Below are 19,183 nucleotides of genomic sequence, written 5' to 3' on the forward strand. Positions count from 1 at the left end.
TGCGTTGGTCGGCTCACGGCACGGCTCCGGGCCCTCCGACGAGGGCGAGATCTCGCTGGAGGCGCTCGAGCAGAACCCGTACCCGATCTACCGCCGGCTGCGTGACGAGGGCGTGGTCTGGGTCGAGGCCGCCGGCCGCTGGCTGGTCACCCGCTGGGACGACCTCGACGCCGTCGAGCGCGACTCGGACGCCTTCACCGCGATGGAGGAGGCGTCGCTGCAGACGCGGGTGATGGGGCGCACGATGCTGCGCTCGGACGGCGCCGCGCACCGGCGGCTCCGCCGGGCGGCGCAGACGGCGCTCAGCCCGCAGGCGATCGAGGGCAACTGGCTGCCGGAGTTCCGCCGCATCGCGGATGAGCTGATCGACGGCTTCGAGAGGCGCGGCGCGGCCGACCTGATGACCGCGTTCTGCGGGCCGTTCGCGGCCCGCTGCCTCGGTCGCGTACTCGGCTTCACGGACGCGTCGGATCGCGACCTGCAGTTCTGGTCGCAGGCGCTGATGGACGCCACCGCCAACTACGCCGACGATCCGGACGTGTGGGCGGTCGGCGAGATCGCCGCGAGCCAGGTCGACGCCGCCACCGACGCGGCGATCGAGCGCGTCCGCGCCGTTCCCGACCACTCCGTGATCAGCGCGATGGTGCACGCGGACGGCGACGGCCGGCCGCTGACCCGCGACGAGATCGTCGCGAACACGAAACTGATGATCGGCGGTGGCCTGAACGAGCCCCGCGACGGGCTCGGCTTCGCGATCTGGGCGTTGCTCACCCACCCGGAGGCCCGCGCGCTGGTGTCGGCGGATCCCGGTGCGTGGCCGACCGTCACCGAGGAGGCGCTGCGCTGGATGTCGCCGCTGGCGATGTTTCCGCGCCAAGTTGCCAAGCCCGTGCGGCTCGCGGACACGATGTTGGAGCCGGGCGCGCGACTCGGTCTGCTCGTCGCGTCAGCCAACCGTGACGAGCGCCACTGGGCGGACGCCGACCACTTCGACGTGCGGCGGCCCAAACAGCGCACGGTCGCGTTCGGCGTCGGGCATCATTTCTGCCTCGGCGTCTGGATGGCCCGCCACCAGATCGGCGGCGCGGCGCTGCCGGCGCTGTTCGGACGACTCGACGAGCTGGCGCCGGATCTCGATAATCCGCCGGAGATCCGCGGTTGGGTCTTCCGTGGGCATACTCGCCTGCACGTCACCTGGTCGCGGTAGCGTAGGCCCCCGGCTTAGACATGGCCCCTACACCAAAGCCCAAGAACCTCACCAAGCAAGAGCGCGTCTACCGCGAGGTCCGCGAACGGATCCTCAGCGGCGCGTACGGTCCCGGCTACCGCGTCGTGATCGACGCGCTGGCCGAGGAGTTCGAGGTCTCCGCCCTCCCCGTGCGCGAAGCGATCCGCCGCCTCGAGGCCGAAGGGCTGGTCATCTACCGCCCCAACGCCGGCGCCCAGGTCGCACCCGCCGAACCGGGCGTCTTCGACGAGGAGATGACCGTCCTGGCGATTCTCGAGGGCTACGCCACCGCCCTCGCCGCCCCGGAGCTCAGCGCCGCCGACATCGAGCAGCTCACCGCGGTCAACGACCGCATGATCCTGGCGATGGAGCAGATGGACTCGCTCAGCTTCGGCCGCCTCAACCAGGAGTTCCACGGCCTTATCTACCAGCGCTGCCCCAACGCCGCCCTGGTCGCCATGCTCCACGACGTCGCCCGCCGCCTCGACGCGATCCGCCGCACGGTCTTCATCCAGATCCCGTACCGCGGCGCCGAGTCCGTCAGCGAGCACCGCGGCCTGATCGACCTACTGTCGAGCGGCGCCCCGTCGACCGAGATCGAGGCCGCGGCCCGCCAGCACAAGCTCCACACGGTCGAGTCGTTCCGCGCCTGGCAGCGCGAACACGCCTGACTTTCTGTGCGGGCTCGTGTTGGAGCCGGCGTGGCTCGTGCGTCTTGCTGGTCGCGCGCTGGGAAGGCAAGCACTGAGGGAGGGGGACGCTTCGGCGCCCGGCCCGGCCGGTCGTGCCGCCGTCCGCCGCTGCGCCCGGCCGTGCTGACTCGCCGCGCCGTGCAGGGAGACCGTCAAGTCACGGTCCACGGAGACCATGCGAGATCGATCGTGATCACTTTCTCCGGTGGTGGCGCTTCTCGACCGAAACCGCACTGTTCGAGCTGGCGCGTTCGTGGGGGTGTTCGACGTTCCGCCCCCGTACAGGGGCGAAACGTTCGCCACCCCCCGCGGAGTGCAGATGGACGTTCCTCACGCCGAACACGGCAGCCGAGAGCGGACAGGGGTGTCCAGTACCACGATCTGTAACTGTCGGTCTCCCTTAGACCCCGCCGCGAGAGCGGGAGCCGATAGACGCGCAGGACGAAGGCTCGAGCACCCGCTGGCTCTCAACCCCCTCCCCCCTCACCGGCTGCCCTTCCCGAATACCGGCACGGGCGGCAACGCCACAGCGCCCACCGATGCCACGCCCTCCAACAACGCGCTCACCCGCGTCTGCGACGCCTCGCTGAGCGCCGCGAGCGGCTCACGGGCGAATGCCGACGGCAGGCGGCCGAGCCGCTCCATCACCCACTTCGCCGGGACCGGGTTCGTCTCCATGAACGCCGCCTCGACGAGCGGGTGCAGGGCGTAGTGCAGGTCCTGGGCCCGTGAGTGGTCACCCGCGACGAACGCGTCGTAGAGGTCGGCGACGATCCGCGGGGCGAAGTTGCCGACGCAGGAGAGGTGGCCGCGGCCGCCCAACACGAGCATCGGGTAGCAGAGCAGTTCGATTCCGGACAGCGCGATGAAGTCGCGGCCGCACTCGTCCAACACGTAGGAGACGTGCTCGAAGTCGCGGGTGGTCTCCTTGATGCCGACGATGTTGTCGAACGCGCGGCGCAGCCGGCCGACGGTGGCGGGCGTGATGTCGACCGCGGCGCGGATCGGCACGTTGTAGACGAGCAGCGGGAAGTCGGGGAACTCGTTGGCGACGCGCGCGTACCAGTCGAACAGGCCCTGTTGCTGGGCGCGGCCGTAGTACGGCGTGACGACCAGGGCGCCGGCCGCGCCGAGGCGCTGGGCCTCGGCGGTCAGTTCGAGCGTCTCGCTCATCAGGGCGCTGCCGGTGCCGGGGAGGAACGGGACGCGGTCGTCGATGGCGGCCGCTGCGGTGCGCATCACCGCGATCCGCTCCTCGACGGTCATCGAGGTCGGCTCGCCGGTGGAGCCGCCGACGGAGATCCCGTGCGTGCCCTGCTCGAGTTGCCAGTCGATCAGCGGCGCGATGCTGTCGAGGTCGAGCGACCCGTCGGCGGCGAAGGGCGTGACGAGCGGCGTGATCGCCCCGCGGATCGACGTCGGGTCTGCGGCGAATCTCATCGGTTCTCCTCGCGCCAGTGCTGGTAGTCGGGGCGGCGCGCCTCCGACAAGGGGTAGATCCCGCGGATCGACTCGCCGGCCTGCACGCGCTCGAGCGCCCACGCCTCACGGTGCTCCTGCTCGAGCGCGTCGCGCGCAACCTCCTCGGCGAGCGCCGCCGGGAGCACGAGCACGCCCTCGGCGTCGCCGACGATCACGTCCCCCGGCACCACGAGCGTGCCGCCGCAGCCGATCGGCACGTTGGTCTCGAGCGGGTGGTGGAGCAGGCCGAGCACCGCGGCGTGCGGCGCCTGGTAGTACGTCGGGATGTCGAGCGCGCAGAGCGCCGGGCTGTCGCGCAGGCCGCCGTCGGTGACGATCCCCGTGGCGCCGCGGGCGAGCGCCCGCGCGGCGAGGATGTCGCCGATCGTCCCCGCGCCCCGCTCGCCGCGCGCGTCGATCACGAGCACCTCGTCGGGTCCGATCGACTCGACGGCCCGCTTCTGGGCGTTCAGCTCGGCCTTGTCGGCGTCGCGGAAGTCCTCCCGCAGCGGCACGTAGCGCAACGTGTACGCATAGCCGAGCAGCCGCAGGTCCGGGCGGGTGGGCCGCAGGCCCGCCATGAACGTGTTGGCGATGCCGCGGGAGCGCAGCTGGGTCGTGAGCGTCGCCGTGGAGACCTCGCGCAGCGCGCTGCGCGCCGCGTCGGACAGCGTGTACGGGCGCGGCGCGCCGGTCCCCCACGCCTCGCCGCGCACCGCGGCGGAGACCTTGGGCTGCGCGCCGTGGCCCGCGAGCGGCGCCTCGGACTCCACGACGCGATTGCGGACGCGGCCGACGCCTTCGAGCTCCACCTCGATCTCGTCCCCCGGCTCCACCGGTCGCGAGCCCGCGGGCGTGCCGGTGAGGATCACGTCGCCCGGCTCGAGCGTCACGAAGCGCGAGAGGTCGGCGACCAGCAGGCCGAAGTCGAAGAGCAGGTTCGCGGTCGAGTCTTCCTGCACGACCTCGCCGTTGACCCGCGTGCGGAGCGTCAGCGCGCGCAGGTCGAACCCGTCGACTTCGATCGGCGCGCCGAGCGGCGTGAAGCCGTCGTGCCCCTTGGCCATCAGGTTCGAGCCGCGGTCGGCCCAGCGCAGGTCGTAGAGGCCGATGTCGTTGGCGGGCGCGATCCAGCCGATGTGGCCGGCGCCCTCCGCCGGCGTGACCTGGCGCGCCCGCGTTCCGATCACGACCGCGACCTCGCCCTCGAACGCGAGCAGCTCGGTCCCGCGGGGGCGTACGACGACGTCGCCGTCGGCGGCGAGCGACGACGGCGGCTTGAGGAAGTAGGACGGCACCGTCGGGGTGCGGCCGCGCTGCGCCGCGCGGCTGCGGTAGTTGAGGTGCACGGCGATGATCTTCGTGGCAGGTGGTGGCATCACCGATACAAGATCATATACGTTTTCCGATGTGAAAAGCGACGAGGAGAACAAGGATGACCGTCCGCGCTGACAATCTCGGCAGCCTGCTGCGCCCGACCTACCTGCTGGACGCCCGCCACGACGGTCTGGACCAGGACGCGCTGCGGGAGGTCGAGGACCGGGCCATCGAGGAGGCGATCCGTCTCCAGGAGGACGTCGGCCTGCCCGTCGTCACCGACGGCGAGTACCGCCGCCGGTTCTTCTTCTCGACCGTCGAGGTCCTGCTCGACGGCATCGATCCGCTGGGCTTCGTCCGCCACCACCGCGACGAGGAAGGCGTCCAGCACGAGCTGCGCACGCCGACGCCCGTCGCCCGGCTGAGCCGGCGCGGCACGCTCGCCGACTACGAGGTCGAGTTCCTGCGCCCACGGACCAAGAAGCTCGTCAAGGTCACGATGCCGCCGCCGTCGCTGCTGGTCAACTACTTCACCGACGGCGTCTCGGACAAGGCCTACAAGGACCGCGAGGAGTACCGCGAGCACCTGATGGAGTTGCTCAACGAGGACGCGAAGGCGCTCGTCGCGGCCGGCGTCGACCACATCCAGCTCGACGCGCCCCACTACGCCTACATCCAGAAGCTCGTCAAGGACGTGACCGACCGCAACGCCACGCTCCGCCATCTTGTCGAGACCGACAACGCCGTCTTCGACGGCATCGAGGGCGTGACGAAGTCGCTGCACATCTGCCGCGGCAACGACCGCAGCCACTACACCGGCACCGAGCCCTACGACGAGTTCGCCGCCGCGATCTTCCCGCACACCGCCGCCGACCGCCTGCTGCTGGAGTACGACGACGAGCGCTCCGGCGGCTTCTCCCCCCTGCGCCACGCCCGCGAGGACCAGACCGTCGTGCTCGGGCTCGTGACCACCAAGCGCTCGGACATGGAGAGCGCGGACGAGCTCAAGCAGCGGATCGAGGAGGCGTCGCAGTACATGCCGCTGGAGCGACTGGCGCTCTCGACCCAGTGCGGCTTCGGGTCCAACAGCGAGGGCAACGCGATCACCTATGAGGCGCAGCGCGCGAAGCTCGAGTTGGTGGTGCAGGTCGCCACGGACGTGTGGGGACACGCATGAACGTGGAGGCGCGCCTGCAGGCGCTCGAGGACCGCGAGGCGATCCGCGACCTGCTGATGGAGTACCGCCGCGCGCTGGACGAGAAGGACTTCGACGCGTACGCGGATCTGTTCGGCGAGGACGGCGAGTTCGTCACCGACGGGTTCACGGTTCGCGGTCGGTCCCAGATCCTCACGATGCTCGCCGACCTCCAGGCGACCGGCGCGCTGACCGTCAACGCCGGCGACGACCGCCACCTCGTCACCAACGTCGAGATCGAGGTGGACGGTGACCGCGCGACGGCGCGCAGCACGTGGGTGTACGTGACGCGCGAGAGCGACGAGCCAAACCTGGCGATGGTCGGCCACTACGAGGACCAGCTGCGCCGGACGCCCGCGGGCTGGCGGTTCGCGCGCCGCGCGGCGCCGCGCGACATCCCGTAAGACCGTGTCGAATGACGTGCTCGTTCTATGTCGGATTACACGGTCGGCATGAACGATTCGCAAGACGATCGGCGGCGTGAAGACCTTTGAGCGCCTCGAGTCCGAAGTCCGCAGCTACAGCCGGCACTTCCCGCGCGTGTTCGCCGCCGCGCGCGGCAGCCGGCTGATCGACGAGAACGGCCGGTCCTACGTCGACTTCCTCGCCGGTGCCGGTGTCCTCAACTACGGCCATAACGAGCCGCGGCTGAAGCGGCAGCTGATCGAGTACCTGGCCGAGGACGGCATCACCCACGGCCTCGACATGGCCACGGCCGCCAAGCGCGACTTCCTCGAGACCTTCGAGGCGGTGATCCTGCGTCCGCGCGGCCTCGAGTACAAGGTCCAGTTCCCCGGCCCGGGGGGCGCCAACGCGGTCGAGGCCGCGCTCAAGCTCGCGCGCAAGGTGACCGGGCGCCGGCGGGTGGTCGCGTTCACCAGCGGCTTTCACGGGATGTCGCTCGGCGCGCTGGCGGTGAGCGGCAACCGGCGTGCGCGGGCCGCGGCCGGCGTCGACCTTCCCGACGCGACGATCATGCCCTTCGACGGCTACCTCGGGGCGGGCGTGGACACGCTGGACGTGCTCGCGCGCTCCCTGGCCGACGACCACAGCGGGCTCGACACGCCCGCGGCGTTCATCGTCGAGACCGTGCAGGGCGAGGGCGGCGTCAACGTCGCCTCGACCAAGTGGCTCCGCGGCCTCGAGCGGCTCGCGCGAGAGCACGGCGTCCTGCTGATCGTCGACGACATCCAGGCCGGGTGCGGCCGCTGCGGCTCGTTCTTCAGCTTCGAGGAGGCCGGGATCACGCCCGACATCGTCTGCCTCTCGAAGGCGATCAGCGGCCTCGGGCTGCCGATGGCGCTCACGCTCCTGCGCCCCGAGCTCGACGTCTGGGCGCCGGGCGAGCACAACGGCACGTTCCGCGGGAACAACCTCGCGTTCGTCACCGCGACCGCGGCGCTCGAGCAGTATTGGCGGACGTCCGAGCTCCAGCAGCAGGTGCGGATCAAGGGCGACCTCGTGACCGAGCGGCTGTGGGAGATCGCGCTGCTGCGACCGGGGATCCGGGCCGAGGTCCGCGGCCGCGGGTTGCTGCAGGGACTGCACCTCGGCGTGCCGGGCCTGGCCCGTGAGGTCGCCGAGCGCGCGTTCGCCGCGGGGCTCGTGATCGAGACCGCCGGCCGGGACGACGCGGTGCTGAAGATCATGCCGCCGCTGACGATCTCCCTCGACGAGCTGACCTTCGGCCTCGACGTGATCGAGGCCGCGATCGACGCGGCGGGCGGGTACCTGCGCGAGGTCGCATGAAACGCCGGTGGCTGTGCCGGTACGGGCCGGCGGAGCTCCTCGCGATCGTCGGCGCGTTCGCCGGCTTCGCGCTCGGCGACGCCCTTTGGACCACCGCCGCGGCGGCGGCGTACGCTGCCGCGATCGGCGACAACGTCGCGTACTACGGACTGCTGCTCGTCCGCGAGGCGAGGGCGCGCGGGGTGGTCGCCGCCGCCCGCGGGCTCGTCGTCGAGTTCGGCCCGGCGGAGCTGCTCGACGCCGCGCTCGTCCGCCCGGCCTGCATGGCGCTCGCGGTCGCCTCGCTGGGGCCGGTCATCGGCGTCGTGGTGGCCAAGCTCGCGGCCGATCTCGTCTTCTACGTCCCCGTCATCGTCACCTACGAGGCGACGCGAGCCGGCTGAGGCGTCACCGGCCGAACTCGTGCAACGGCAAGGGGATGCTGTCCAGGAGCGTGAGCTGAGCGCTCGCGATGTCGGGAGGCGGGCCACCCCAGACGCGTTGGACGACCTCCTGGGCCTCACGCTCGCCAGGGTCCAGATGAAGGAACGGGCCGGTCCGGCTGACGGCGGTGAACGTGTTGTCGGCGCCGAAGTGGATCGAGAACGCGGTGCCCGAGGACCGCTCGTCTCTGAGGACGATCGTCTTCGTCCAGCCGCTCGTCGCCGCCGACACCATCGGATCCTTCTTCAACTCGGCCAAGGCGGCGGCCGCGCCCTGCGGGATGTAGGCGCCGGTGCCGGCCGGCGTGATCTTCCAGTCCGCCACCGGTTTGAGCACGTCGCCATAGATGCCACCGGTCGGGCTCGTGTAGTCGGCGAGCTCGTACTCGTAGACGAACCGGCCGCCGCCGAAGGGGTGCTGCAGCCCCGCCGTGTACGCGTTCGCCTGCAGCAGCAGCGACTTCGCCACCTGATGCGCGATCGCGGGCTGGTTGACGGTCGGGATCGAGTCGCGGGAGCCGGGATCGATGTACGCCGGATCCAGGAGCCGGCGCATCATCAGCAGCCGCGCGCCGACGTCGCTCCCGCCTTCGGCCTCGTGCCACGAGTCGGTGGCGACCCGGACGATCTGCTGCTTGAGATGGTTGGTGATGCCGTCGATCGTGTCGCTCATGACGCGCCGGAACACGCCGGCGTCGACCTTGCCGGATGTGTACGGGGCGCCCATGCCGATGCCGATCCCGGCGAGGCTGACGACGAACGCCGTCGGCCCCGTGGCGAAGCAGGCGGCCGCCCACAGGAGGTTGCCCGCCAGCGCGGTCAGGAGCGGCGCGTAGTCGGTCATGCCGTCGCGCATGGCGAAGTCGAAGTCGTCGAGCCCTTGGTGGGCCGCTCCCCAGTACTGGCCGATCCACTTGTCCGCGATCTCCTGGAGCTCGAGGACGGTCGGCTTGGACGGGTCGAAGACCGGCTCCGTGTCCGGGACGGCGGTGCGCGCCAGCATCCCCGTCACGGCGCGGTTGCCGGCGCTGCGCTGGAGCGCCAGCACCGCGCCCGCATGCAGACCGCGGGGGAGCTGCGGTTGCGGCGCGGGTGGCGCCGCCGTGCGGTCCGCGACGTTGCGGCGGGGGGCGGGCGTGGATTCGAACATGACCCCCTAGACCCGCTCCCGTCCGGTGAGGTTGGCCGGATGTGGCGAGCGCCTACGCTGGGGGCGTGACGGAGGACGCGCGGCGCTCGATCGACGGATTCGCGGAGACGCTCGCGTGTCTCGGGCGGACCGGCGTCGGCGGAGCGAGCGAGATCCGCGCGCCGGGTCTCGTCGGCGCGCACGTGCCGTGGGCACGGGACAACCACTGGATCGACGCGGCGGTCGCGCGCCCCGGCGCCGACCTCGCCGACGCGCCGCACTGCGTCTGGAGCACGGACGGCTCCGGCGAGATCGCGATGCCGTGCATGGCGCTCGACCTCGACGGCTGGGAGCCGCCGCGCGAAGGCCCCATCGACACGCCGCCGCTCGACGTCGCCGGCGCCGTCAACGACCGCGCGTACGGTCAGATCGACCGGCTCGCCCCGCTGATCGCCGCGATCGACGACCCGCGCGTGCGCACCCACGGCGTCCGGATCGACGGCGAGTGGGCGTGCGTCACCCTGGCGCTGCTGCTCGACGACGACGTGAGCGTGCAGTACGTCGCCACCGAGCCCGCATACCGGCGGCGCGGCCTCGCCGCGTGGGTCGTGGGCGCGGCGATCGCCGAGGCGCGCGCCGATGGGGCGCGCACCGCGACGCTCCAAGCGAGCCCTGACGGCTTCGGCGTCTACGAACGCCTCGGCTTCCGCACCGTCACGACCCTCTTCGCATCGATCGCTCAATCGGCGAACGCGGACAGCGCCCCGTCCCGCGGATAGCGCGTCAGCGTGCGCCACGCCGGCGGGAGCTCGTCCGGGTCGTTCCCGGGCCGGAAGCGCCCGGTCTCACTCGGCTGGTAGCCGGTTCCGCCGTCGTGGTTGGCGATCTGCAGCGAGCCGCCCGTGCCCATGACGCCGATCCAGTACGGCAGACCCGCCGCGAGGGCGACGGACGGGACGGCGACGTCGTTCCAATCGCCGCGCAACGGCGCGAGCCGCTCCGCCGTGGTCAGCAACTGCCCAGGGTGGCCGTTGGCATCGGCGTAGATGCCGACGACGAGCCGCGTGGCGGTCGTCGCGGCGCCGGTGCGGACGCTCACCTTGCTCACGGTCCTGCCCGTGCTGGCGATCGCGCGGTAGGCCTCCGGGAGGCCGGGATCGAGCGTGCTCATGCCGGGACCGACCTGGTCGGTGCCCAGCGCTCCGGCGAGGCCGGCACGCGGGTTCGGGCGATGGGCCATCAGCGCGGCCGCGTCCGCGAGCGCGTTCTGCACGCGCGCCAGGGTCGGATCGCTCGCCTGGACGGACTCGCAGTCGGCGGCGACGACGTCGTTCGCGTCGGCCCAGACGGTGTCGTTGCCGGCGCCGCACGTGACGGTGTCCGGGTCGCCGCCGCCGAAGACGTCGACCTGGTCGTTGCCGGGACCCGCGTCGACGACGATCGGATCCTGCTCGTCGGCGATCACGTCGCCGCCACCGCCGCCGTCGACCGTCACGCCGGGCCGGCCGGTCGCGGCCTTCGCGATCAGCACGTCGCTGCCGTCGCCGCCGGTGACCGTTCCGACCTTCGCCCCGCGGAGCACGATCTCGTCGTCGCCGGTCCCGCCGTCGAGGATCGAGCCGTAGCCGCCGCCGACGATCAGGTCGTTGCCCGATCCACCGTGGTGCTCGTCCTGTTCGGCCTCGGCCGTGAAGATGCGGTCGTCGCCTCCCCCGCCGTCGCCGTACGCGCCGCCGCCGACCGCCATGATGATCGTGTCGTCGCCCGCGCCGCCGTAGCCGAACGCGACCGTCGGCCCGCCCGCGACGAAGTCGTCGTCGCCGGCCTCGCCGTAGACGGTGTTGTCGCCGCCGCTGACCGAGTCGACGATCGCGACGTCATCGCGATCGCCGAGGTAGACGGTCGAGTTCCCGGTCGGGCAGACGACCGGCCCGAGGCCGCTGCACCCCTGGCCGGCCGTCAGCGGCGACTGGTAGTCGAACCACCGCTTCACGCCCATGCCGTTGATGAACTGGTACTCCATCTGGACGGCGTTGACCTCCCCCGGAGCGGCGCGGAAGGTCAGGCCGCCGTCGATCTCGACGGTGGAAGCCGAAGCGACCGCCGGAGAACACATCGTGAGCGCCACCAAGGCCGAAGCCGTGCCTGCTCGCCTCATATGATCAGGGAAGCTATTCTGATCGAAAGAGCTTCGCTACTACACTTTTGATCAGGTACTGAAGCGACGCAGGCGCAGTGCGTTGAACACCACGCTGAGGCTCGAGAGCGCCATCGCGAGGCCCGCGATCACGGGGTTGAGGAGCCCGGCCGCGGCCAGTGGCAGCGCCGCGACGTTGTACCCGAAGGCCCAGCCGAGGTTCTGCTTGATCGTGCGCAGGGTGGCGCGCGAGAGGCGGATCGCGTCGGCGGCGGCGTTGAGGTCGCCCGAGACGAGCGTCAGGTCGGAGGCCTCGATCGCGACGTCGGTGCCGGTCCCGATCGCCAGGCCGAGGTCGGCCTGGGCGAGCGCGGGGGCGTCGTTGACGCCGTCGCCCACCATCGCCACGACGCGGCCCTCGGCCTGCAGGCGGCGAATCACGTCGGCCTTCTCGGACGGCAGGACCTCGGCGATCACCTCGTCGATGCCGACCTCGGAAGCCACGGTGCGTGCGGTCGTCGCGTTGTCGCCGGTGAGGAGGATCGGCTTCAAGCCGAGTGCCTTGAGGCGGGCGATCGCCTCGCGCGAGGAGGGCTTGACCGTGTCGGCGACGACGAAGACCGCGCGGGCCTCGCCGTCCCAGCCGCCGACGACCGCGGTGTGGCCGCGGGCCTCGGCCGTTCGGCGGGCGGCGTCCAACGCCGGCGGGATCGAGTCGAACAGCGCGGGGCGCCCGGCCAGCACGTGGCGGCCTTCGACGACGCCCTCGACCCCGAGCCCCTCGCGATTCGTGAAGTCGTCGACGGACGCGTAGGTCTCGGTCGCGGACGCGATCGCGCGGGCGATCGGGTGCTCGGAGAAGTGCTCGAGCGAGCCCACGAGGCGCAACGCGTCGTCGTCGCCGATGACCTCGACGAGCGACATCTTCCCGCTCGTCACGGTGCCGGTCTTGTCGAGGACGATGGTGTCGACCTTGCGGGTGGACTCGAGCACCTCCGGCCCCTTGATCAGCAGGCCGAGCTGGGCGCCGCGGCCGGTGCCGACCATCAGGGCGACGGGCGTCGCCAGGCCGAGCGCACACGGGCAGGCGATGATCAGGACGGCGACGGCGGCGGTGAACGCGAACGCCGCGCTCTCGCCGGTGCCGAGCCAGAAGCCGAGCGTCGCGACGCTCAAAGCGATCACGACCGGGACGAAGACGCCCGAGACGCGGTCGGCGAGCCGCTGGACGGGCGCCTTTCCGGTCTGCGCGGCGGTCACGAGGCGGGCGATCTGGGCGAGCGCGGTGTCGGCGCCGACCTTGGTCGCGCGGACGATCAGCCGGCCGCCGGCGTTGACGGTCGCGCCCGCGACGTCAGAGCCGGGGCCGACCTCGACCGGAACGGACTCGCCCGTCAGCAGCGACATGTCGACGGCCGAGCGGCCCTCGACGACGACGCCGTCGGTCGCGACCTTCTCGCCGGGGCGGACGAGGAACTCGTCGCCGACCTGCAGGGTCTCGATCGCGATCGTGCGGCCGTCGACGAGCGTGACCTCCTTGGCGCCGAGCTCCAGCAGCGCCTTCAGCGCGGCGCCGGCGCTGCGCTTCGCGCGGGCCTCGAAGTAGCGGCCCGCGAGGATGAACGTGGTGACGATCGCGGCCGTCTCCAGGTAGATCTCGTCCGAGCCCTCGCCCTGCGAGGGGATCAGGTCGAAGCTCATGCGCATGCCGGGCATGCCGGCGTCACCCAGCACGAGCGCGTAGAGCGACCACAGCCAGGCGGAGAGGGTGCCGAGGCTGATCAGCGTGTCCATCGTCGCCGTGCCGTGCTTGAGGTTCGCCCACGCGGCGCGGTGGAACGGGAACGCGCCCCACAGGACCACGGGCGTGGTCGCCGTGAGCGCCAGCCACTGCCAGTTGTCGAACTGCAGCGCGCCGATCATCGACACCAGCAGCACGGGCACCGACAGCACCGCCGAGAGGATCAGGCGGAAGCGCAGCGCGGCGGTCTCGTCAGGCGCCGCCGGCTGCTCCTCGCGCGCCGCGGGCAGCGTCGCGTGGTAGCCCGCGGCCTCGACCGCGCCGACGAGCGCGGACGGGTCGACCGCCGCCGGGTCATAGTCGACGGTCGCCTTCTCGGTCGCGTAGTTGACGCTCGCCTGCACGCCCTCGAGCTTGTTCAGCTTGCGCTCGATCCGGTTCGCGCACGAGGCGCACGTCATGCCGGTGATCGGTAGCTCGATCTGCGCGCTCATCGCGTGAACTCCGCCGTGTGGACACGGCCGTCGTGCTTGAACTGCAGGTACAGGTGGTAGCGCGACTCCTTGTCGAGGTCGGTCTCGAACTCGACGCCATGACCCTCGGTGGGGTGCACGTGCAGGAACGCGAGATCGCCCTCGCGCAGCGCGACCAGGTGGCCGCCCGCGCCGAGATACGGCTCGGTCTCGACCGGCTTGCCGGCGCGCGTGATCGCGAAGCCCAGCTCGCCGCCGTGCGGGGTCATGGTCACGGTGTACCCGTCGGTCTCGGCGACCGTGGCGGGCTGCGGGAACGGGAGGTAGTCGGCGTCGCCGTCGACGGTCAGGTCCGCCGCCAGCGTGTGCGGTGTTCCGCCGCGCTGGAAGTCGGCGAAGACGCGATACGCGCCGGCGTCGGCCAGCGTGATCGGCGCGCTCCACGTGCCGTCGGCCTCCATCACCGGGTGCAGGTGCTGGAAACCGCGCCCGTCACGGCGCACGACGATCAGGTGCATCCGCTTTTCGTGCGTGACCTCGAAGTCGCCCGCCTTCGCCCCGGCGATCCGGAACCGCAGCGCAGCGGCCTCGCCGCGCGGGAGCGACGTCGCCGCCAGCTCCAGGCGCATGCCGTCCTCGGCGACGGCGAGGCCGCGAACCGGGTCGGCCATCGCGCCGTGCTCGTCGCCCATACCCCCGTGGGGTTCCTTCGGGGTCGTCGCCCCCTCGCGATCCGGACCGACCGCCTTGCCGGCGACCGCGGCCACGCCGAACACCACGGCGAGCACCAGCGCGAACCCTGCGAGCTTCGCGATCACGCCGGCACCGCGTCGTAGCCGGCCTCGTCGATCGCCGCGACCACCGCGGCGTCGTCGATGGCGGCGCCGGACACGGTCACGAGCTTCGAGGCCAGGTCGACGTCGACCGCCGCGACGCCGGCGACATCGCCGACCTCACCGGTCACCGCCACCACGCAGTGCTCGCAGCTCATGCCGTCAACGCGGTAGATCAAAGTCATGGGAGCGTCCTTCACGTCGGAGACAGTATACGGCCTAGGGGTATCGGCCACAGTCCGAAAGATACCCCCCTAGGGTATTTTGTCAAGCGCGAGTCAGCGCACGGACCGCAAACGCCGCTCGAGGAACGCCCGCTCGGGGCCGCCGCCGGTGAGTTCGAGCGCCCGCTCGTAGGCGGCCGCGGCGCGGTCGGTGTCGCCTGCGCGGCGCAGCAGGTCGGCGCGGGCGGCGTGGAAGTACCGGTAGCGCTCGAGCGCGGGCGCGAGCGTCTCGATCCGCGCCAATCCGGCGGTGAGGTCGCCCGCCATCGCGATCGCCACGGCCCGGTTGAGCTCGACCACCGGGTCCGGCGTGAGCGCGGCCAGGTGCGAGTAGAGCGCGGCGACGTTGCCCCAGCGCGTGTCGTCCGCGTGCCGTGCGTTGACATGCTCGACCGCGATCGCCGCCTGCAGCACGTAGCGCCCCGGCGGGCCGCGCCGCAGCGCCCGAGCGGTCAGCGACGTCGCGCGGCCGATCAGCGCGCGGTCCCAGAGCGAGCGGTCCTGGTCGGCGAGCAGGACGAGGTCGCCGCGGGCGTCGACCCGCGCCGCCTGCCGCGCCTCGTGCGCGAGCAGCAGCGCGTACAGCCCCAGCGCCTCGGCAGATTCCGGCATCAGCGACTCGACCACCGCCGCCAGCCGCAGCCCTTCGGCGCAGAGCGAACGCCGGATCAGCGTGTCACCCGCGCTCGCGGCATACCCCTCGTTGAACACGAGATAGATGACGTCCAGCACGGCCTCCAGGCGCTGCGGGAGCGCCGCCTCGGCCGGCACGACGAACGGGATCCGCGCATCTCTGATCTTCGCCTTGGCGCGTGTGAGCCGCTGCGCCATCGTCGGCTCGGGCACGAGGAACGCGTGCGCGACCTCCGCGGTCGACAGCCCACCGAGCAGCCGCAGCGTGAGGGCGACCTGCGCCTCTGGGGCCAGCGCGGGATGGCAACACGTGAAGATGAGACGCAGGCGCTCGTCGGCGATGCTCGGGATCACGGCCTCGTCCTGTTCTGGGGGAGTGAGGTCGGTCGCCAGCGCGCGGAACCGCCGCTCGCGCCGGAGACGGTCGATCGCGCGGCGGCGGGCGACGGCGACGATCCAGGCCGCCGGGTCGCGCGGCTCGCCCTCGCGGGGCCACACCGTGACCGCGGTCGCGAACGCCTCCTGCACCGCCTCCTCGGCGAGGTTCCAGTCGCCGAGCGCGCGGATCAGCGCCGCGACCGCGCGGCCGAAGTGCTCGCGGAACGCGCGCTCGACTGCGTCGCCGGAGCTCAGGACGCGGCGCGCTCCGCGTAGCGGTCGTAGTCCATCACCGGGCGGATCTCCGTCACGTGACCCTCGCCGTTCCACGGCGTGCGGGCGGCCCACTCGAGCGCCTCGTCGAGGTCCTTCACCTCGAGGACGATGAACCCGCCGAGCTGTTCCTTGGTCTCCATGAACGGGCCGTCGGTGACGTGGCGCCCGGCCCCGTCGACGCGGATCGTCGTCGCCGCGTGGGCGCCTTCGAGCCCTTCGCAGGCGATCAGCACCCCGGCCGCGCCCGCGGCCTCACCGAAGGCCGCCCAGCCGTCGAACGTCGCCTGGATCTCCTCCGGCGAGGACGCCAGGTCGACCTTCTCCTCGCCGTACAGCGTCAACAGCACCTTCATCGCCACACCTCCGTCACTCGGGATCATCCAGGGGACGAACGACCCGCGCGCGATCGACAGTGTCTACGCGCCACGTTCGACGCGCATCGCGCGCGCCAAGGTCCCGCCGAGCACGTGCAGCTGATCGCCGAAGCGGACCGTGAGGGGGCCGTCGAACGGCTGGCGCTCGAGCACCTCGAGGTCGTCGCCCAGCGCGACCCCGCGCTCGGCGAGGTAACGGAGCATCGCGGGATCCGAGTCGCTCACCCGCACGAAGCGCCCGCGGTCGCCCGCCTCGAGATCCGAGAGCCGGCACGAGTCCTCCTCGAGGATCTCGAGGTCGGCCGTCGGGATCGGGTCGCCGTGCGGGTCGTGGGTCGGGTGGCCGAGCTTGGCCGCGATCCGCGCCTCGAGGTATTCGCTCAAGACGTGCTCGAGCGCTTCGGCCTCCTCGTGCACGCGGTCCCACGGGACGCCGAGGTGCTCGGCCAGGTAGGTCTCGAGCAGCCGGTGGTGGCGCATGACCTCCAGCGCCACCCGCTCGCCGGCGGGCGTCAGGGCGACGCCCTTGTAGCGGACGTGCCGCACGAGGCCGCGCTCGTCGAGCTTCTTGACCATCGCGCTGACGGAGGCCGGGGTCACGCCCAGCCGCTCGGCCAGCGCGTTGGTGGCCACGGTTCCGTCTCCCTGGCGGGCCAGGGAGTAGATCGCCTTCGCGTAGTCCTCGATCGCTTCCGACGGGCGCTCCCGCTCGGCCGCCGCCATCAGGCGGCCACCAGGAGGCCGGTCGCGAACATCAGCGCCATGCCCCCAAGGATGCCCGTCACGGACGCCGGATGCAGTGCGCGTCCCTCCCCATCGCGCAATGACGGCCAGAGCGTGACGATCACCTGCACGATCGCGCCCGCCCCGAACCCGAACAGGAACGCGGCCATCGAGGCGTTGTAGGCGCCCGCGCCGATCCAGGCGCCGAGCACCGCCGGACCGCCCGCGAGCAGGCCCAGCACCGCGAGCTTCCCCGCCGATGCCTTCTCGCGCGCGAGCGGCGCCACGATCGCCAGCCCCTCGGTCGTGTTGTGGATCGCGAACCCGATCACCAGGAACGCGCCCAGCGCCAATGCGCCCGCGGAGTACGCCGCGCCGATCGCGACGCCCTCGCCGAGGTTGTGCAGCCCGATGCCGAACGCCACGAGCACGGCGGATCCCGCCCCCGCTCGGCGACCCAGCCACGACGACACGCCCGCCAGCAGCAGGTACGCGACCCCCGCGCCCACGAACACCAGCGCCGCGCCGCCGAACGCCTGCGAGCCCTCGCCCGCCAGCTCCAGGCCTTCCAAAGTCGCATCGACGGCGAGAAATGCCAACAGCCCCACGGTCAGCGCCATCAACGCCCGCAACCACTCGGGCGGGACCCGCCGCAGCCACGGCAGCCACAGCATGCCCAGGGCGATCGGGATCACGCCCACGTAGACGCCGAGCAGCGCCATCAGCCCGAAGAAGCCGGCGTCCGCCGACGGCGTCTCGACCGCGACGGGGATCTCGTGCACGATCGTCCCGCCGCTCGACGTGACCAGCGCCACCTCGTACGCCTCGCCCTCGACCCACGGCTGGACGACGTGCACCGTGGCCGTCTCGAGCCGCCCGATCGGGTCCTCGGCGCCGGTGAACTGCGCGAAGCCGTCATTGACGACGACCTGCGCGACCGAGACCGCGTCGGCCCCGTCGTTGCGCAGCGTCAGCGCGATCTCGCCCGGCTTCAGAACGGTCCGCTCGACCGCCAGCTCCTCCGCCGGCGGCCCGCGACGATCGCCCAACCCGGGCGCGTCGAGCGCCGCGAACAGCCCGATGCCGGCGACGATCAACAGCAGCGGCACGAGCCCCAGCACCCACACGGGAAGACGCACGGCGGTCGTCATCACGAGACCTCGAAGAAGCCCTGCCAGCCGAGCTCGGTGAACTCGGACTGGTGCGCGTGGAACATGTACTTGCCCGGGTGCGGGAAGCGCCACTCCGCGATCCCGCGCTGGCCCTGGCAGAGCATCACCGTGTCGGTCAGCTCCGACGGGGTCTTCGACGTGCCCGTCGGGTAGTAGTCGAACAGGTTCCCGTGCAGGTGGAACGAGTTGATCAGGTCGTACTCGAGCACGTTGACGATGTAGACCCGCACGAGCTCGTTCAACCGCGCCTGGATCGGACGGTCCATGTAGGCGAACCCGATCGAGTTGGCCGCGTAGACCTCGTTCGCACGGTCGAAGTTCGTGTCGAACCCGTTCATGACCATCACGAGCTCGTCCGCCTCCTCGCGCGGCTCGGCCGGATCGATGATGAACGCGCCGTAGAGCCCCTTGGCGATGTGCTCGGCCAGCGGCCGCACGTGGCAGTGGTAGAGGTGCAGCCCGGCCGGGAGCGCGTCGAACTCGTAGACCGTCGAGCCGCCCGGCTCGATCTGGCCCGCGCCGAGCCCCGGCACGCCGTCCTGTTCGGCCGGGTGGATGCCGTGGAAGTGGATGGTGTGCGGGTGCTGTGAGCCGTTGGCGAAGCGGATCCGCAGCCGCTCGCCCTCCCGCGCCCGCAGGGTCGGCCCCGGAATGCGCCCGTTGTAGGTCCAGGCGGCGAACTTCACGCCCGGCATGACCTCGATCTCCTTGTCGACCGCGATCAGCTCCCACTCGCGCACGACCCGCCCGTTCACGCGCGAGGTCTTGCCCCAGTCGAAGTCGCGGACGATCTCGTGCGGATCGAAGCCGTTGGCGGCGTGGTCGACCGCGACGCCGCCGCGGAAGTTGGCGTGGCTTGCGTCGTGGCCCGCGTGTCCCTGGTGGCCCTGCATTGAATGCCCGCCCGCGGAGCCGGCGCGAACGAGGGCGGCGGCGCCGAGCAGGGGGACACCGCCGGCGATCAAACGACGTCGAGTTAGCTCTGGCACGCCACGAATTGTGGCATACCTAACTTTTCGATGGGAA

Annotated in this window: 19 protein-coding genes; 7 read left to right on the forward strand and 12 right to left on the reverse strand. The window is 71.7% G+C overall.

Going from position 1 to position 19,183, the window contains the following annotated elements; all coding sequences use genetic code 11:
- The first annotated feature begins 4 nt into the window (after positions 1-4).
- Together G569_RS0103605 and G569_RS0103610 are read left to right on the forward strand one after the other, a co-directional pair.
- Entirely contained in the window at positions 5-1,207 is a 1,203-nt protein-coding gene (locus G569_RS0103605) for a cytochrome P450 (RefSeq protein ID WP_028062408.1), read from the forward strand.
- 20 nt (positions 1,208-1,227) lie between these two features.
- Positions 1,228-1,899 (forward strand): GntR family transcriptional regulator, encoded by a 672-nt coding sequence (locus tag G569_RS0103610; RefSeq protein ID WP_028062409.1) that lies wholly within the window; start codon positions 1,228-1,230, stop codon positions 1,897-1,899.
- Between the two features lie 504 nt (positions 1,900-2,403).
- Here the strand turns inward: G569_RS0103610 and dapA are convergent.
- Together dapA and G569_RS0103620 are read right to left on the reverse strand one after the other, a co-directional pair.
- Positions 2,404-3,360 carry a 4-hydroxy-tetrahydrodipicolinate synthase gene (dapA, locus tag G569_RS45260; protein ID WP_053225785.1) on the reverse strand — a complete coding sequence of 319 codons (957 nt, stop codon included), beginning with the start codon at positions 3,358-3,360 and terminating at the stop codon, positions 2,404-2,406.
- Positions 3,357-4,760 carry a fumarylacetoacetate hydrolase family protein gene (locus G569_RS0103620; RefSeq protein ID WP_028062410.1) on the reverse strand — a complete coding sequence of 468 codons (1,404 nt, stop codon included), beginning with the start codon at positions 4,758-4,760 and terminating at the stop codon, positions 3,357-3,359. The genes dapA and G569_RS0103620 overlap by 4 nt, the downstream gene beginning before the upstream one ends.
- 56 nt (positions 4,761-4,816) lie before the next feature.
- Here G569_RS0103620 and G569_RS0103625 point away from each other — a divergent pair, with 56 nt between their 5' ends.
- From G569_RS0103625 to G569_RS0103640, 4 genes are all read left to right on the forward strand, one after another.
- On the forward strand, positions 4,817-5,875 hold the full coding sequence (locus G569_RS0103625) for a cobalamin-independent methionine synthase II family protein (RefSeq protein WP_028062411.1): 1,059 nt from the start codon (positions 4,817-4,819) through the stop codon (positions 5,873-5,875).
- Complete coding sequence (locus G569_RS45265) at positions 5,872-6,297, forward strand: nuclear transport factor 2 family protein (RefSeq protein WP_053225786.1); 426 nt, start codon at positions 5,872-5,874, stop codon at positions 6,295-6,297. Before G569_RS0103625 ends, G569_RS45265 begins: the two co-directional genes overlap by 4 nt.
- Positions 6,298-6,373: 76 nt before the next feature.
- Positions 6,374-7,642, forward strand: a complete 1,269-nt coding sequence (gene ectB, locus G569_RS0103635) for a diaminobutyrate--2-oxoglutarate transaminase (RefSeq protein WP_028062412.1) — start codon at positions 6,374-6,376, stop codon at positions 7,640-7,642.
- Positions 7,639-8,025 carry a hypothetical protein gene (locus G569_RS0103640; RefSeq protein ID WP_028062413.1) on the forward strand — a complete coding sequence of 129 codons (387 nt, stop codon included), beginning with the start codon at positions 7,639-7,641 and terminating at the stop codon, positions 8,023-8,025. Before ectB ends, G569_RS0103640 begins: the two co-directional genes overlap by 4 nt.
- 4 nt (positions 8,026-8,029) lie before the next feature.
- Here the strand turns inward: G569_RS0103640 and G569_RS0103645 are convergent, their stop codons facing one another.
- Positions 8,030-9,214 (reverse strand): hypothetical protein, encoded by a 1,185-nt coding sequence (locus G569_RS0103645; RefSeq protein ID WP_028062414.1) that lies wholly within the window; start codon positions 9,212-9,214, stop codon positions 8,030-8,032.
- A gap of 65 nt (positions 9,215-9,279) precedes the next feature.
- Between G569_RS0103645 and G569_RS57190 the strand changes: the two genes are divergently transcribed.
- Positions 9,280-9,972 (forward strand): GNAT family N-acetyltransferase, encoded by a 693-nt coding sequence (locus tag G569_RS57190; RefSeq protein WP_028062415.1) that lies wholly within the window; start codon positions 9,280-9,282, stop codon positions 9,970-9,972.
- Here G569_RS57190 and G569_RS0103655 read toward each other — a convergent pair.
- From G569_RS0103655 to G569_RS0103695, 9 genes are all read right to left on the reverse strand, one after another.
- A complete protein-coding gene (locus tag G569_RS0103655; RefSeq protein ID WP_157591789.1) occupies positions 9,933-11,351 on the reverse strand; it encodes a calcium-binding protein in 1,419 nt (472 codons plus the stop codon). The genes G569_RS57190 and G569_RS0103655 overlap by 40 nt on opposite strands.
- A gap of 51 nt (positions 11,352-11,402) precedes the next feature.
- Positions 11,403-13,565 carry a heavy metal translocating P-type ATPase gene (locus G569_RS0103660; RefSeq protein ID WP_028062417.1) on the reverse strand — a complete coding sequence of 721 codons (2,163 nt, stop codon included), beginning with the start codon at positions 13,563-13,565 and terminating at the stop codon, positions 11,403-11,405.
- Positions 13,562-14,362: a DUF8832 domain-containing protein gene (locus G569_RS0103665; RefSeq protein ID WP_028062418.1), complete on the reverse strand. Its 801-nt coding sequence runs from the start codon at positions 14,360-14,362 to the stop codon at positions 13,562-13,564. The genes G569_RS0103660 and G569_RS0103665 overlap by 4 nt, the downstream gene beginning before the upstream one ends.
- Positions 14,359-14,577, reverse strand: coding sequence for a heavy-metal-associated domain-containing protein (locus tag G569_RS0103670; protein WP_245602345.1), 219 nt, complete (start codon positions 14,575-14,577; stop codon positions 14,359-14,361). Before G569_RS0103670 ends, G569_RS0103665 begins: the two co-directional genes overlap by 4 nt.
- A 78-nt stretch (positions 14,578-14,655) precedes the next feature.
- A complete protein-coding gene (locus G569_RS0103675; protein ID WP_245602346.1) occupies positions 14,656-15,942 on the reverse strand; it encodes an RNA polymerase sigma factor in 1,287 nt (428 codons plus the stop codon).
- Positions 15,864-16,241, reverse strand: coding sequence for a YciI family protein (locus tag G569_RS0103680; RefSeq protein WP_028062421.1), 378 nt, complete (start codon positions 16,239-16,241; stop codon positions 15,864-15,866). Before G569_RS0103680 ends, G569_RS0103675 begins: the two co-directional genes overlap by 79 nt.
- 63 nt (positions 16,242-16,304) lie before the next feature.
- A complete protein-coding gene (locus tag G569_RS0103685) occupies positions 16,305-16,985 on the reverse strand; it encodes a metal-dependent transcriptional regulator (RefSeq protein WP_028062422.1) in 681 nt (226 codons plus the stop codon).
- Positions 16,985-18,136: a ZIP family metal transporter gene (locus tag G569_RS0103690; protein ID WP_053225788.1), complete on the reverse strand. Its 1,152-nt coding sequence runs from the start codon at positions 18,134-18,136 to the stop codon at positions 16,985-16,987. The genes G569_RS0103685 and G569_RS0103690 overlap by 1 nt, the downstream gene beginning before the upstream one ends.
- The gene (locus G569_RS0103695; RefSeq protein WP_028062424.1) at positions 18,136-19,146 is read right to left on the reverse strand and encodes a multicopper oxidase domain-containing protein; all 1,011 of its coding nucleotides are present in this window, start codon (positions 19,144-19,146) and stop codon (positions 18,136-18,138) included. The genes G569_RS0103690 and G569_RS0103695 overlap by 1 nt, the downstream gene beginning before the upstream one ends.
- Positions 19,147-19,183 lie beyond the last annotated feature (37 nt).

It is taken from the genome of Solirubrobacter soli DSM 22325 (assembly GCF_000423665.1).
GTDB classification, from domain to species: Bacteria; Actinomycetota; Thermoleophilia; order Solirubrobacterales; family Solirubrobacteraceae; genus Solirubrobacter; species Solirubrobacter soli.

Excerpts from the sequence above, each read along its gene's own strand:
- G569_RS0103690 (WP_053225788.1), bottom strand. The coding sequence starts at position 18,136 with ATGACGACCGCCGTGCGTCTTCCCGTGTGGGTGCTGGGGCTCGTGCCG.
- G569_RS45265 (WP_053225786.1), top strand. The coding sequence starts at position 5,872 with ATGAACGTGGAGGCGCGCCTGCAGGCGCTCGAGGACCGCGAGGCGATC.
- G569_RS0103645 (WP_028062414.1), bottom strand. The coding sequence starts at position 9,214 with ATGTTCGAATCCACGCCCGCCCCCCGCCGCAACGTCGCGGACCGCACG.
- G569_RS0103680 (WP_028062421.1), bottom strand. The coding sequence starts at position 16,241 with ATGAAGGTGCTGTTGACGCTGTACGGCGAGGAGAAGGTCGACCTGGCG.
- dapA (WP_053225785.1), bottom strand. The coding sequence starts at position 3,360 with ATGAGATTCGCCGCAGACCCGACGTCGATCCGCGGGGCGATCACGCCG.
- G569_RS0103610 (WP_028062409.1), top strand. The coding sequence starts at position 1,228 with ATGGCCCCTACACCAAAGCCCAAGAACCTCACCAAGCAAGAGCGCGTC.
- G569_RS0103640 (WP_028062413.1), top strand. The coding sequence starts at position 7,639 with ATGAAACGCCGGTGGCTGTGCCGGTACGGGCCGGCGGAGCTCCTCGCG.
- G569_RS0103625 (WP_028062411.1), top strand. The coding sequence starts at position 4,817 with ATGACCGTCCGCGCTGACAATCTCGGCAGCCTGCTGCGCCCGACCTAC.
- G569_RS0103620 (WP_028062410.1), bottom strand. The coding sequence starts at position 4,760 with ATGCCACCACCTGCCACGAAGATCATCGCCGTGCACCTCAACTACCGC.
- G569_RS0103660 (WP_028062417.1), bottom strand. The coding sequence starts at position 13,565 with ATGAGCGCGCAGATCGAGCTACCGATCACCGGCATGACGTGCGCCTCG.
- G569_RS0103655 (WP_157591789.1), bottom strand. The coding sequence starts at position 11,351 with ATGAGGCGAGCAGGCACGGCTTCGGCCTTGGTGGCGCTCACGATGTGT.
- G569_RS0103685 (WP_028062422.1), bottom strand. The coding sequence starts at position 16,985 with ATGGCGGCGGCCGAGCGGGAGCGCCCGTCGGAAGCGATCGAGGACTAC.